This is a genomic window from Peptoniphilus ovalis (genome assembly GCF_018919265.1).
Taxonomy (GTDB): Bacteria; Bacillota; Clostridia; order Tissierellales; family Peptoniphilaceae; genus Peptoniphilus_A; species Peptoniphilus_A ovalis.
In genome coordinates, this window is record NZ_JAHLQO010000003.1 from 290,322 (window position 1) to 305,129 (window position 14,808).

Consider the following 14,808-nt stretch of genomic DNA (forward strand, 5'->3'; position numbering starts at 1 on the left):
CTAAAATTTTATTCAACTTTGCATCATTTATAACAAATCTTAAATAATCTCTTCCCATTGATTTTAAATTATTAATTAGGTGAAAAACTAATTCCTAATCTTTAAATATAAAAAAGATTGAACTATACATTTATAGTTATGAAAATTTTCTCCATTATCTCAACAATATACAGAAAGATTTAATATCTTCTCTCTAAATTTTTAAAACTTTATTTTCACTACCATTAGCATTTTTAGTATACTTCTTTTCTTTTTTCTATTTGCAATTGTTTTCTTTCAATTTATCTCAATAAATCAATTCATAGCTAATACTATTTCTTGTTTTATTAATGTTTACTAATTACAGTAGTTTTAACTTCATTCTTAGTTTTATGAATACTTTTTATATATTTTAGGAAATTAATTTCCCTTACTCTTTACATTTAAAAATTTTTATTCTATAATGATTTTATAAATGGAGGTTGATAAAAGTGAATAATAATCATAATGCAGAAGTTCAAAAGATTATGAAGGTTAAAATTGACCAACTACCTGAAAAAAAATCTTTCGAACCAGGAATTAGAAGAGCCCCAGATAGAGGATTTAGATTATCTAAAGACCAAACTAAGATTGCTCTTAGAAATGCTCTAAGATATATTCCAGAAGAATATCATGAAGAATTAATTCCTGAATTTTTAGAAGAATTAACTACTAGAGGTAGAATCTATGGATATAGATTTAGACCTGAAGGAAGAATTTACGGAAAGCCAATTGATGAATATGAAGGAAATTGTTTACAAGGTAAAGCTTTCCAAGTTATGATCGATAACAACTTAGACTTTGAAGTTGCACTTTATCCATACGAACTTGTAACTTATGGAGAAACTGGTTCTGTTGCTCACGACTGGATGCAATATAACTTAATTATGCAATATCTTCAAATTATGCACGATGATGAAACTCTTGTAATGGAATCTGGTCACCCACTTGGACTATTCAAATCAAGAAAGAATGCTCCAAGAGTAATCATTACTAATGGACTTATGATTGGTGAATATGATAACCTAGAAGACTGGGAAATCGCAGAAGAAATGGGAGTTGCTAACTACGGTCAAATGACTGCTGGTGGTTGGATGTACATTGGACCTCAAGGTATTGTTCACGGAACATACAACACTATCCTTAACGCTGGTAGATTAAAACTTGGCTTAGGCGAAAAAGACAATTTAGCTGGAAAACTATTTGTTTCTTCAGGACTTGGTGGAATGAGTGGTGCTCAAGGTAAAGCTGGAGACATCGCTGGCGCTGTTTCTATCATTGCTGAAGTTGATATTTCAAGAATTGAAACTAGACTTGAACAAGGATGGATTAAAAAACTTGCTGAAACTCCTGAAGAAGCTTGTCAACTTGCAAAAGATGCTCTTGATAAGAAAGAAGCACTTTCAATTGCATACCACGGAAACATCGTTGATCTTCTTCACTACATGGATGAAAATGACTTCCATATCGACTTACTTTCTGACCAAACTTCTTGCCACAACGCATATAATGGTGGATATTGTCCAGTTGGTATTTCATTTGAAGAAAGAACTGAACTTCTTAGAACAGATATTAAGAAATTCCATGAACTTGTTGATGAAACACTTAGACAACACTTCGAAGTTATTGAAAGACTTACTGCAAAAGGAACTTACTTCTTCGACTATGGTAACTCTTTCTTAAAAGCAATTTATGATGCTGGAGTTAAAGAAGTTTCTAAAAATGGTAAAGATGACAAAGACGGATTCATCTACCCTTCATATGTTGAAGATATTATGGGACCTCTTCTATTTGACTATGGATATGGACCATTTAGATGGGTTTGCTTAAGCGGTAAACACGAAGACTTAATCGCTACTGACCATGCAGCTATGGAATGTATCGACAAAGATAGAAGATACCAAGACATGGATAACTACATCTGGATTAGAGATGCTGAAAAGAACCAATTAGTAGTTGGTACTCAAGCAAGAATTCTATATCAAGATGCTAAAGGTAGAGTTGATATAGCTCTTAAATTTAATGAACTTGTAAGAGAAGGAAAAATTGGACCTGTTATGATGGGACGTGACCACCACGACGTATCTGGTACAGACTCTCCATTTAGAGAAACATCTAACATCAAAGATGGTTCTAATGTAATGGCAGATATGGCAACACAATGTTTCGCTGGTAACTGTGCTAGAGGTATGAGTTTAGTTGCTCTTCACAATGGTGGTGGAGTTGGTATTGGTAAATCAATCAATGGTGGATTTGGTCTAGTACTTGACGGATCTGAAATGGTTGACGAAATTATCAAACTTTCACTTACTTGGGACGTAATGAGTGGTGTAGCTAGACGTAACTGGGCTAGAAACGAACACTCAATCGAAGTTTCAAAAGAATTTAACGAAGAAGCAGAATACGGACACATTACTCTTCCATATCTTGTTGAAGATAGCCTAATTGATAATGCTGTTGATTCTCTAGATTGTTTTAAATAAAATATAAATCATTACCCTGCGCTTCGGTGCAGGGTTTATTTTATACTATGGAGTTTATATGATAAAATATTATTTTAAAGAAAAATTTTTTAAAATTACAGACCACTACCCTGTCCTAGATGAAAATAAAAATGAAGTTTATTTTATAGATCAAGACTTCACATTTTTTGGATATAAATCCACTGTTTCTGATAAAGATGGTAAAGCTTTATTTAATATTGATAAGAAAATTTTTAGTCTATTTCAAACTTTTTATATCGACTTTGCAAATGGTGACAATATGGAAGTAAAATCTAAACTAAGTTTTTTAAGCCGCAAAATAGATATAGATTATAACGGAGAAAAACTTAAACTTTCAGGAAATTTATTCGACTTGGGATTTGAAATCCGAAAAGAAAATGAAGTTATTGGAAGAATAACAAAAACATTTTTTGCATTGACAGATACTTATGAACTTGAAGTAATCGATGAGAAATATGAACTTCCTCTAATAGCTCTTACAATATCACTAAATAATATGAAAGATACTCAAGCAATAAGAGCTAATAGCTCTGCAAATTAAAAGAGCCTACTTTGAAAGTAGGCTCTTAATATAATATTACATTTTTTTCTTATACTCTTTAAATTCTTCTATTTGCTTTTCTATTAATTTTGGATTTTCAATTAAATCATATACTGTTGTTGCAATTATCTTCGCACCAAATTCTACACATTCTCGTGCTTCTTTTGCTTTTCCTAGGTCTAAAAATTCTTGTGAGTGTGATGATGTTCCCTCAGGAACGAATGCAATCCTTGCACATGAACCTGGTAATAAATATGTTACATTGCCAAAATCAGTTGACCCCGTTTTTTCTCTAGCTTCTCTAATTCTAGGAGCACCAAGTTTTCTTGCATTTTTCATAATTAAATCATTTAGAATATAGGCAGGAATTTTTGACTCAAGTCTTCTATCTTCTCTAATTTCATAAGTAGTACCAGTCATTAAAGCGGCTCCTTTAATTATATCATTGAATCTTTCAACTATTTCATCTAAATACTTTGAATTATAGGATCTCAATGAAAAATGTCCTTCAACTTTACTAGGAACTACATTCGCTGGTCCTGGAAGCGTAGTTACTGTGTAATGCATTCTAGTATCTTCTTTAACATGCTCTCTTAAAAATTCCACTCCTTGAAAGGCTAAAAGAAGAGCATCAAAAGCTGATCTACCTGCTTCTGGTTTTAATGCAGCATGAGATGATTTTCCAAAGAATTTGACATACCTTGAAGACATTGCCATAGATTTAACATCTACTTGAGTGGCTGGTCCACCATGCATCATTAAAGCTACATCTATATCTTTAATAAATCCTTCATCAAGCATTTTCATTTTTCCTCCGCCACCTTCTTCAGCTGGAGTACCATATACAATTAAATTATATGGTAAATCTTTAACGGCTTCCTTGATTGCAATAGCTGCCCCTATAATAGATGGACCTTGCATTTGATGACCACATCCATGACCCATAGGAAGTGCATCATATTCGCATAAAATACCAATATTATACTTAGAATCTCCATTAGAATATTTTGCTCTAAAAGCTGTCTCAACACTCCCCAATCCTCTCTCTACTTCAAAGCCATTTTCCTCTAAATAATCTTCGAGCAGATTACTTGCAAAAAATTCTTTATAGCAAAGTTCAGGATTATCAAATATCTGATCAGATAATTCAAATAATTTCTCTTTAATTTTATCTATTTCTTTTATAACTAAATCTTTCATTTAACTCTCCTACATTGGTCCTAAATTAATAATTTGAGCTCCTACCATTAATATTGAACCTACAATAACCCAAATTCCAAATAATTTTCCCATGAAAACCATCCATCTATCATATGGAATATCTGTAGCACCTAATATACCCATAAGAGCTGTAGAAGTTGGAAGAATATAATTACAGAACCCATCTCCAAAATTAAATGCTAATACAGCCGTTTGTCTTGTAAGTCCTATTGTATCTGCTAAAGGAGCAAATATAGGCATTACAGCAGCTGCTTGTCCACTTCCAGATGTTATAAACATATTTACAATAATATTTATAATATATAAAACTGGACCTTTTAGTATATGAGGGAAAAAATTAAGCCAAGATGTCATAGAGTGAATGCTTGTATCCATAATATTACCAGCGTCTAAAACACCTGAGACTGTTCTGGCAAGTCCTATAATTAAAGCGGCTCCTACCATCTTTTTTGCACCATCTACAAAATATTTGGCAATTTGTGATGGATTGAAACCAGCTGCAAATCCAGCTAAAATACCTAACCAAATAAACACAACTGCAGTTTGTTCTAATTTCCAATCAAGTTTAACTCCTCCATAAACAATCAAGCCTAATGCACCAAATAGAGTGGTAATCACAAGCCATTTTCTTAAATTCATTGATGAATTAAATTCATCATGTGATGAACTGTCAAGTTTTCTTGTCTTGTCTAATTCATACATTGGACTAAGTTCAGGATTTTTTTTAATTTTTAGAGCATATCTTACTAAATAAATATTTGTTATTATATAAAAAATAACAAAACAAACTGCTCTATATGAAAGCCCTGAATAAGGAGGAAGACCTGCTATCTCTTGAGCAACAATTGTTGTATTTACATTCAAAGTACCTGTTGAAAAACCAACCGCACCACCAAGAAGTATAATAGACGCTCCAACTATGGAATCGAATCCCATAGCTAATGCTATCATTACCATTACTGGTGCAAATCCAATAAATGTATTTACTCCTTGCGTTGTACATATTAACCCAAATATAAATGTTAAAATCGGAATAAATAAATACTCTTTACTTTCTGTTTTCTTAGATACTACACCTATTAATGATTGTAAAGCTCCACTCATTGTAATTATATTAAATGAAGCACCTGAAAATAAAATTACAAAAATTAAAGTTGACGCTTTTTTAAATCCATCCATACTAATATTAAATATTTTTATAGGATTTACAGGACTCTTATCAATATATTTAAAACTATCTGGATTTATTACCTCCACGCCTTGAGCATTTTCTACTCTTTCATATACCCCTGCTGGTATAATCCATGTTAAAACAACTGCACACAAAATTATTATAGCTAAAATAACTAGTGTGTGTGGTACTTTTTTCTTTTTTACTTTTTCCATACTACACCCTCTTATGTAATTAAAATAAAATATACTTACCTAAAAATGATTGCAAACATTTTCTTTAAATAAATTTTATCATAGTACTAATTTACAGTGAAATACTTTATGAGTTATAATGATTATATAAAATATGATATAATGTTTAAGGTGATATTAGTGTTAGATGATAAAAGTTTGAAGATTTTAAAAACTATAAATATTTATAAAAATATTAGTAAAGCTGCTGATAAACTCTATACTGCACAGCCTAATTTAAGTAGACTTCTAAAAAAAATTGAAAAAAATTTTGGATATGATATTTTTAATAGATCTACTTCTCCAATGACACTAACTAAAGAAGGAGAAATACTTTTTGAGTACATAAATAAATTTGAAAAACTCGAAAATGACATGTATGAAAAAATAAATAATTTATCTAATTATAATAAAATTAGGATTGGTGCTTTGACCTTTATGACTCAATATATAATTCCTGATATAATTCCGGAATTTATTAGAAAGTTTCCATCACTAGACTTGACATTAAAAAAATACAGTTCTATATCTTTTGAAAATGCACTCTTAAATAATGAAATTGACTTGTTTATAACCAATAGAGAAATTAAAAATAAAAACTTAAAATCTAAATATATTCTCGATGATCCTATCTACTTAATGTATCCGAAATCTGAAAACGTTAAAAACAAAACTAACTTATCGGATTTTAAAGATGAAACTTTTTATTTATTAAAACCATGGAAAAATTTGAGAAAATCCGTAGAAGAAATTTTTAAGGATAATGATTTAAAACCTAAAAATACTGAAATTGTTTCTAGTATAATGAATGGGGTTAGCCTAACTAAGGCAAAGAAGGGTGTAACTTTTATTTACGGAACCTCTAAAAGTATGATTGGATCTACTGATGTTTGTGATTTTATAGAAATTAAAGAAAACTATGCCCGAATTACAATAGTTTATAAAAATCCTGATTTAGAAAACTTAATAAATGAATTAGGTGATATTTTAAAAACATATATAATTTCAATTTTAAAATAGACACGCTTTTATAAAAAATATTTGTATTGATAAAAACTATAATTAATCTAAATTTTTATACTTTCCATCATGCATTCGTTATTTTAGTCCTTCTAAGATAAAGCAATATATCAGCAGTTATATTATTTTTTCAAAAATTTTGTTACACTAATATTACAAAATTATTAATTTATTTTTGGCAATTGATTTTACTTAATCATTGTGTATAATAATATTAAATTATTTTTTACATATAAGGAGGAAATAAATATGTCAAAAAAATTAACATCAATCACTCTTGCAGGAGTTTTATTACTTTCTGCTACAACTCCAGTTTTTGCTGCTGAAACTACTAAGACTGCTGATAAAACTGAGAATAAAATTGAAAAAATCGTAGATCAAAAAGCTAAGGAAATGAAAGAAACTGCTGCTAAAGGCCTTGAAAAAGGTAAAGAAAAAGCAACTGAAGTTAAGGAAAAAGTAGAAGAAAAAGCAACTGAAACTAAAGATAAAGTTAAAGAAGAAGCTACTGCTGCTAAAGAAAAAGCTGAAGCTAAAAAAGATGAAATAAAGGAAAAAGCTGAAGCTAAAAAAGATGAAGTTAAAAAAGAAGCTGATGCTAAAAAAGAAGAAGTAAAAGAAAAAGTTGAAGAAAAGAAAGCAGAAGCTATGGATGTTCAAGCTTCTAACCAAAAAGTAACTCTTAATGGAAAAGAAGTTGCAATCTTCGGATACAATATCAAAGACGAAAACTACTTCAAATTAAGAGATTTAGCTGCAGTGCTTAAAGATACTGATGCTAAATTTGCTGTTGATTACAAAGACAATGTTGTAACTCTTGCAAAAGGCGGAGACTATAAAGTTCTTGATACTGATCAAAAATCAGTTGCTGAAAAAGCTAAAGGTGCTTTAACTAACGATAAAGTTCTTGTTGGAGAAGATGTTCTTAAAGCTACTGCTTACAAGATTAATGACAACAACTACTATAGATTAAGAGATCTTGGAAAAGCTCTAGGTTTCGGTGTTGACTATGATGAAGCAACTAGAACTGTTCTTTTAACTACTGGTAAATTAGAAGATAAAAAAGAAGAAAAAGCTGTTCAACCAACTGTCGCTGAACTTAAAGAAGCTCTAAAAAAAGAAGTAGAAAAAGCTGAAAAATTCCAAGATTCTGAAGAACTAAAGAAAGCTGAAGATGCAGTAAAAACTAATTACGAAAATGCTCTTGCAGCTGCAAAATCTATTGTAGAAGACAAAGATGCAACTAAAGAACAAGTTGAAAATTCTCTTAAAGCTCTTGTGGAATCTACAGAAAAACTTGGCGCTAAAGCTGATGTTAAAGTAGAAGAAGCTAAAGAAGAAGTTAAAAAAGTAAAAGATGAAAAGAAAGATGAAGTTCTTAAAGTTAAGGACGAAAAAAAGGCTGAAACTAAATAATTCATCAATATAACCTCCCTTATTGGGAGGTTTTTTTATGCCTTCAATTCACTTCTTTTTAATAATGTCAGTGAAATAGAAAGTGTTAAAAGTTCTGAAATTAAAAGTGCAATCCATATAAATCTTCTATCAAAAATCATCGGAAGAAGTTCAACAGATAAAAATACTAAGACATATCCCCTTAGAATAGATATTATAAATTCATATTTTGGTTTTTTGATGGAAGTTAAAAATCCTCCAATTCCGATATTAAATCCTATCACTAAAAAACTTATGGAGAATAGCCTCATAGCTTTAACTGTGAAGTTTAAAAAATTCTTATCTATTTTATCAAGAAATATTTTTACAATGCTTTCAGGTGCAATTTGAGCAACTAAAAAGAAAATAATAGCTAATACCACAATCGTAATGAACTGTTTATTTCTTATTCTTTTGACATTAATTAAATTTCCCAATCCTAAATTGTATGTCACAAGAGGTTGTGAGCTTTGGTTAATTGCAATCATTGTATTTATGACAAGATTGAGAACATAGACTATTAAAGAAAAAGCTGCTATCCCCTCTATTCCATAATACTTTGAAATAGTTATATTAAAAATTGAAATTGTAACTCCTGTTGAAAGTTCTGTAAGTGATGCTGGAATTCCATAAGTTAATATTTTTCCAAGTTCCTTGATGGAAAATTTAAACTTAATAAATTTTAATTTTGAATTCTTTGATAAAAAATATAAAAAATAAAAAACACATGGAATTAGCTGAGATATTCCCGTTGCCCAAGCAGCCCCTGCAAGTCCAAAATTAAAAACAAATATAAATACATAGTCCAAAATTATATTAGTAAGAGCCGATACAATCATAAATATTATTGCAAGTCTTGGCTCTCCATCGGCCTTAACCATAATTTCAAACATATAAGTTAAAATATAAAATCCCGCGAATAAAACTATTACTCCCAAATAATCAACTACTAAGTCTATTAATTCCCCCCTTGCTCCCAGAACATAAGCAAGGTTTCTAATATTAAGAGTTGATAAAAGGCTTATTAATATTCCAATTCCAGCTCCCAAAGAAATTCCTATGGAGAAAAATTTATATGCCTCTTTTTCATTTTTCCTTCCCAGTTCAAAGGTAATGAGGTTTGAACATCCTATTGAAATTAAAATTGCCACCGCAAATATTAATGACACAAAGGGCATGGAAATATTAACAGCTGAAAGAGCCTCTGCTCCCACTCCCCTTCCTACGAAAATTCCATCAACCATTGAATAAGTTGAAAATAAAATCATTGATCCAATTGTTGGCAGTAAATATTTAATATATGTTTTTCTTAGATTATTGCTTTTCATTTTTCTCTCCTTTTCATATAATTAGTATAAAGCTTGGAGTAAGTCCAAGGTCAAGGAGGGCAAATGAAATCTAAATATAAAATTGGAGAGATAGCAAAAATTTATAATATATCTACAGATACTCTAAGACTCTATGAAAAAATGGAGCTTTTAGTTCCCAAGAGAGGTGAAAATTCTTATAGATACTATACAATTTTTGATGTTTGGAAATTAAATGTGATAAAGACCATGAAAAGTCTTGGAGTTCAACTAAAAGATATTAAGAAATTTTTAGAAAATAGATCCGTTGAAGACGAAATTAATCTTTTAGAAGATGAATTTTCATATATTGAAGAACAAATAGATGATTTATTTTATCAGAAAAATCATATTGCAAATAGAATTGAAATTTTAAAAGATGCTCAAAATTTTAAAGATGATTTTAAAATATTTTATAAAGAGTTACCTGCAAGAAAAGTTGTATACATTAAAACTGAAATAACTTTAGATGATGAAGTGGATCTTGCATATACAAAACTTTCAAATAATGTGAATGATAAAATTTCATTTTTCAATAGAGATTTTGGGATGATATTAAGTTTAAATAAGGCTAAAAAAGGAAGTTTCAGTGAGTATTCAAAGGGTTTTTTGATTATTGAAAACGACATGAAATATGAAGATGAGATTTCACAAGGAAACTATATGCTTATACGATTTAGAGGTCCATATTCCAATGCGAAAAAAGCCTATGAAATTTTATTTAAAGAGATAGAAGAAAAAAATTTAAAAACAGATAATTATTTTATCGAAAGATATATTGTAGATATTAATTTAACTGACAATGAAGATGAATATTTGACAGAAATCCAAATTAGAATACTAAATTAAAAAATTCTAATTATAATTTACTTACAATTAGAATTTCATATTTTATTTATTTCTTTTTGAATAAATTTTCCAGCAACATTTGCTATCTGCGAAATTTTTTGTATTTTCACAAATTTATTTTTATAAAGCTTCCTAGCATTTTCAATATTATCTCTATTTAAAACTGCTGAAATTTTAACTCCTATTTTTCTAAGTTCTAAAAGTTCTTTTTCGGTATCTTTTAAAGATACTTCATCAGAATAATTTTTATTAGGTATTATCCCCTTTATGACCAAAGGTCTAAAATCGCTTGGATTTGCATCAGTTAAAATTATTGAAAAAAGATTTTTGTTTTTACCAATTAAATATCTGTAAGCTTTAAAAAAATATCCATCTCTATTCCATCCAATGGATTTATATCTAAATATTCTTTTAATATCAGATTTCTCATCGTAGTCTTTTAAAATTATAATAACTGTGTAGTCCTGAACAGTTTGATAGGAAATAATTCGATTTTTTATATTATTATTTTCAAGGGATTTAGATATAATATAAGCTTCAATTGCAATGTCTGATTCAATATTAAGAAGTGAAGCCGACGCATCTAATATTAAATCAACTGTCAAACTATTTGATTCGCCCTTAATCTTATGCTCGAAAATTTTTGCTCTATCAGAAATTTGTGATTTATAAGCAATTTTTCCAACTAGCTTTCCCCTGTTAGAAAGCTCTTCTTCAAATATAGGATTCGAATTAATTGATAATTTTAATTTTTTTGTCAGCGATGTAATTGTACTATTGTATAAATTTTTATTTTCATTAAACTTTAATAAATGCCTTTTTACTGCCTTATCATTTAGCTCTTGATTTAAGTCCTTGTCATTTTTTTCTATGCCTTTAGTGAAATAAATCTTTGACTTTCTATGACCCTCCACTGAAATTTCATTTTCAATTGCAAGTCTTTTTTCTTCGTCAAAAAGTGACTTTCCAAAGGTCTTTTCAATATAAGAAAGTTTTTGAGATTTTTTCTTTCTCATAAAATTTAAGAAAATATTTCCGACTTGTACTGACTTTTTTACCTTGTCATCTTTAAACATTGAAAGCATATTTGATCTTTCAAGACTTACATTGCCTGCTGCCCCAAACAAATTAAAATCAAGTGCAAATTTTGGCTTCAGGTTATAATTTTCTTTGTATCTTGCATATTTTATCAAAAGATTTAAAACTCGCTCTTCAATATTTTTTCCATTTGTATCTTCTGCTAGATAAAAATTTTCATAGATTAATCTTTCTTTATTATTTAACTTTTTATAGTCATTACCCAAAACAACATTCATCTTCTTCATTTGAAGTGAATAGACAAGATTTTCTTTAAGAGCTAAATTTCTCCTTGCAAGATCGTTCTTATCATCTAAAAATTCTCTAGCATATTTTTTTCTTAAACTTTTTAAAACATTTCTATCTCTAACTTCTTTTCTGTAGCAAAAATCTTCTAGAAGATAAATAGCAAGCATATCAAATTTATTTCTGTAAATATTAAAAGTCCAATTATCAAATAATTTATTTAAAGAATCTATACCAAAAAATTTTATAGCAAGTCCTATAATTAAATTCATATAAAAATCAGGATTTCCCGATAAGTTCTCACCTATTATAAAAGTATCTACATCATAGTTTTTAGCTGCAGCCCACTGCAAATTATTTATTCGATTTTCTTTAATTCTAAAATCTTTATCAAACATTTTATTTACCAAATAAATCTAAATAATAAATTTCACTCTCAAATCTCGACTTGATTAAATCCATGATTAAATCTTCTTCAAAAACATCGAATATTTTATTTGTGATTGTTAGATTAAGTGCTTCTGTAAGTTCAAGTCCTTCTCTAGCTAAATCTATAGCATCAAAAATTCCCCTCAAATCAGGTGCATACTCAGAAATTTCATTGGATTCAGATTTTAATTTTAGATCATAAAAGAAATTTACAATATCTTTTAAATATCTTTCGTTAATAAATTGATATTCTTCTCTTATTAATTCTGCAAGTTCATCTCTTTCAATAGTTGGCATTTTTATAATTACAAATCTTGAAAGAAGGGCTTCGTTTAAATCTCTTGTCCCTTCATAACCATAATTCATTGTTGCTATAAATCTTGTTGCTGGATGAATCTTAATTAAATCATAACCAGGAATATCAATAATTCTTCTGTAATCTAAAGTGGAGTGCAAAACTGACATAGCTTCATTTTTTGCCATGTTAATTTCATCTAATACAGCAAAACCACCAACTTTACTTGCTGTAGAAATTGGACCATCTTTAAAAATCACATTACCATCTTTTAATGTTTCATCTCCAATTAAAATAGAGCTATCAACATTTACATGAAAAGATATATTCCACATTGGCCTTTTAAAAATATAGGAAAGATTTTCTGCCAATACATTTTTTCCAGTTGATTTTTCTCCAACTAGCAATATATTTTTTCCAGCTAGAATTGCAGATATTGCCTGCTTTAAAATTTTATCACCATGATATTTAAAATGAGGTTTTGAAATTCTATTTTTATATTTTTCATCAAAGGGATTTTCTTCGATGAATTTTAAAATTTTATCTTCCATAATTAATTTCTCTCAATTGAATTAATTTCATTTACAATGTAAAATTTCTTAAAATTTCCAATTCCAAATACAGAAATTTCAATTTCTTCATCTTCATCTATAAAAAAATCAATATTTGGATTGTAAAAAATTTCTACATTGTCAGCTTCATCGTCGTATTTTAAATATCTATCTCTATCTCCTGTATCCTTGTGAGAAATATTAAAATCAACTGTGCCAATAGTGCAACAGCTCTCCTTTGAATTTAAATCTGGATCAATAAATAGTGAATTTATATTTTTCTTTCTTGCAAATTCCAATGCTTTTTTATTTAACTTAAATTTCATAACATCTCCTAAATAAAAAAAGGTGACAAAATGCCACCTTTTCTAAAAATAATTTAATTAATCTAAAACTGTATTTTCAATTCTGATTCTATTTTTCTTACCAGCTCTAATTACAAATGCTGCATATAAGAAAGCAAGAACTGCTGCTACTGGATAAGCAATAACATAAGGTTGTGCAAGTCCAATTGGATCAGCGTGAATTATAAATGAGAATACAATAAATGTGTAGAATACACCTGGAATTAGTGTCATTAAATAATTCTTGTTATTATACATTAAATATATAGTTGCAACTGCAAGTGCAAAAATTGCTACGAATTGGTTTGTGAATCCAAAGTATCTCCAAAGAATGTTAAATCCATTAGGATTTGTCTTTGCAAAGAATAAAATGCCAGCTGCAGGTACGAATAGGCATGCTGCAAGTCCAGCTCTCTTAGTTGGAGATTTTTGATCAATATTTAATTCTTCTGCAATTATAAGTCTTAGTGATCTAAATGCAGTGTCCCCAGAAGTAATAGGAAATGCAATTACACCAAGAACTGCTAGGAGTCCTCCAATATTACCCATGAAATATTTTGAAATCTTACCAACCATAAGAGTTCCTGGAGTATCAAGAGCTGCATTTCCTGTTGAGAATAAAACCATAGCTCCTGCTGCCCAAATCATAGCTATAAAACCTTCAGTTATCATTGCTGAATAGAAAGTTGATTTTGCTTCTCTTTCAGTTTTAATAGTTCTTGAGATAAGAGTTACTTGAGAACCGTGGAAACCTGAAAGAATACCGCAAGCTACTGTAATAAAAAATGCTGGAATGAATTTTTGTCCTGCAGGATGTTCTGCTAAAAGTCCAGCACCTGCAAAGCTAAGATCTCCTGATCCCTTAAATATAATTCCAATAAAAACACCAATTGCTGAAATAATTAGAAATGCTCCGAATACTGGATAAATTCTACCAATCAATTTGTCAATTGGAAGAATAGTAGATGCGATATAGTAAATAAAAATAACTGCATAAATTATCCAAATAGCATTAGAACTAGGATCCACTCCTAATACGTCATTAGCAATTAAATCTCCTGGAGTATAAACGAAAACTACACCTGTTAATAATAATAAGATTGCAATAACTATATTGTAGAATTTACGTACTCCATCTCCTACATACTTTCCTACTAATCTTGGTACTTGAGAGCCGCCATTCCTCATTGAAATAAAACCTGTCATATAATCATGAAGTGCTCCTGCAAATACACAACCTATTGGAATTGCTAAGAATGCAATAGGTCCAAATAAAATACCTTGAATAGGTCCTAAGATTGGGCCTGTACCAGCGATATTAAGCAAGTTAATAAGCCAATTTTTCTTTTCACTCATTACTACATAGTCAATACCGTCAGCCTTTCTTACTGCTGGAGTTTCTCTGTCATCTGGTTCTAATTGAGATTCAATATACTTAGAATATAGATAACCCCCAACAAATAAAATTACTAAGCCAATAATAAATAATACCATATTTTCCCTCCTAACAATTTATTATCTTAAATATA

General features: G+C 29.3%; 12 protein-coding genes. 5 read left to right on the top strand and 7 right to left on the bottom strand.

Features of this window, described 5'->3' with window-relative positions; all coding sequences use genetic code 11:
* Positions 1–506: 506 nt before the first annotated feature.
* Both KQI68_RS05055 and KQI68_RS05060 read left to right on the top strand, forming a co-directional pair.
* Positions 507–2,501, top strand: a complete 1,995-nt coding sequence (locus KQI68_RS05055) for a urocanate hydratase (RefSeq protein ID WP_216549175.1) — start codon at positions 507–509, stop codon at positions 2,499–2,501.
* Positions 2,502–2,559: 58 nt separating this feature from the next.
* Positions 2,560–3,063: an LURP-one-related/scramblase family protein gene (locus KQI68_RS05060; protein ID WP_216549052.1), complete on the top strand. Its 504-nt coding sequence runs from the start codon at positions 2,560–2,562 to the stop codon at positions 3,061–3,063.
* 36 nt (positions 3,064–3,099) lie between these two features.
* On the opposite strand, the gene KQI68_RS05065 is transcribed toward KQI68_RS05060, so the two are convergent.
* Complete coding sequence (locus tag KQI68_RS05065; protein WP_216549053.1) at positions 3,100–4,263, bottom strand: M20 family metallopeptidase; 1,164 nt, start codon at positions 4,261–4,263, stop codon at positions 3,100–3,102.
* A gap of 9 nt (positions 4,264–4,272) precedes the next feature.
* The gene (locus KQI68_RS05070; RefSeq protein ID WP_216549054.1) at positions 4,273–5,670 is read right to left on the bottom strand and encodes a YfcC family protein; all 1,398 of its coding nucleotides are present in this window, start codon (positions 5,668–5,670) and stop codon (positions 4,273–4,275) included.
* A gap of 159 nt (positions 5,671–5,829) precedes the next feature.
* On the opposite strand from KQI68_RS05070, the gene KQI68_RS05075 reads away from it, so the two are divergent.
* Both KQI68_RS05075 and KQI68_RS05080 read left to right on the top strand, forming a co-directional pair.
* The gene (locus KQI68_RS05075) at positions 5,830–6,708 is read left to right on the top strand and encodes a LysR family transcriptional regulator (RefSeq protein WP_216549055.1); all 879 of its coding nucleotides are present in this window, start codon (positions 5,830–5,832) and stop codon (positions 6,706–6,708) included.
* Between the two features lie 249 nt (positions 6,709–6,957).
* Positions 6,958–8,124, top strand: coding sequence for an FIVAR domain-containing protein (locus KQI68_RS05080; RefSeq protein WP_216549056.1), 1,167 nt, complete (start codon positions 6,958–6,960; stop codon positions 8,122–8,124).
* 35 nt (positions 8,125–8,159) lie between these two features.
* Here KQI68_RS05080 and KQI68_RS05085 read toward each other — a convergent pair whose 3' ends face one another.
* Entirely contained in the window at positions 8,160–9,470 is a 1,311-nt protein-coding gene (locus tag KQI68_RS05085; protein WP_216549057.1) for an MATE family efflux transporter, read from the bottom strand.
* Between the two features lie 63 nt (positions 9,471–9,533).
* Between KQI68_RS05085 and KQI68_RS05090 the strand changes: the two genes are divergently transcribed.
* Positions 9,534–10,337 carry a MerR family transcriptional regulator gene (locus KQI68_RS05090; RefSeq protein ID WP_216549058.1) on the top strand — a complete coding sequence of 268 codons (804 nt, stop codon included), beginning with the start codon at positions 9,534–9,536 and terminating at the stop codon, positions 10,335–10,337.
* Between the two features lie 35 nt (positions 10,338–10,372).
* Here KQI68_RS05090 and KQI68_RS05095 read toward each other — a convergent pair whose 3' ends face one another.
* The 4 genes from KQI68_RS05095 to KQI68_RS05110 are packed head-to-tail and all read right to left on the bottom strand — an operon-like array spanning position 10,373 to position 14,773.
* A complete protein-coding gene (locus KQI68_RS05095; RefSeq protein WP_216549059.1) occupies positions 10,373–12,058 on the bottom strand; it encodes a VWA domain-containing protein in 1,686 nt (561 codons plus the stop codon).
* A gap of 1 nt (position 12,059) precedes the next feature.
* Complete coding sequence (locus tag KQI68_RS05100) at positions 12,060–12,935, bottom strand: AAA family ATPase (protein ID WP_216549060.1); 876 nt, start codon at positions 12,933–12,935, stop codon at positions 12,060–12,062.
* A 2-nt stretch (positions 12,936–12,937) separates the two neighbouring features.
* Entirely contained in the window at positions 12,938–13,261 is a 324-nt protein-coding gene (locus KQI68_RS05105; RefSeq protein ID WP_216549061.1) for a hypothetical protein, read from the bottom strand.
* 57 nt (positions 13,262–13,318) lie between these two features.
* Positions 13,319–14,773 carry a carbon starvation CstA family protein gene (locus tag KQI68_RS05110; protein WP_216549062.1) on the bottom strand — a complete coding sequence of 485 codons (1,455 nt, stop codon included), beginning with the start codon at positions 14,771–14,773 and terminating at the stop codon, positions 13,319–13,321.
* Between the last annotated feature and the right edge of the window lie 35 nt (positions 14,774–14,808).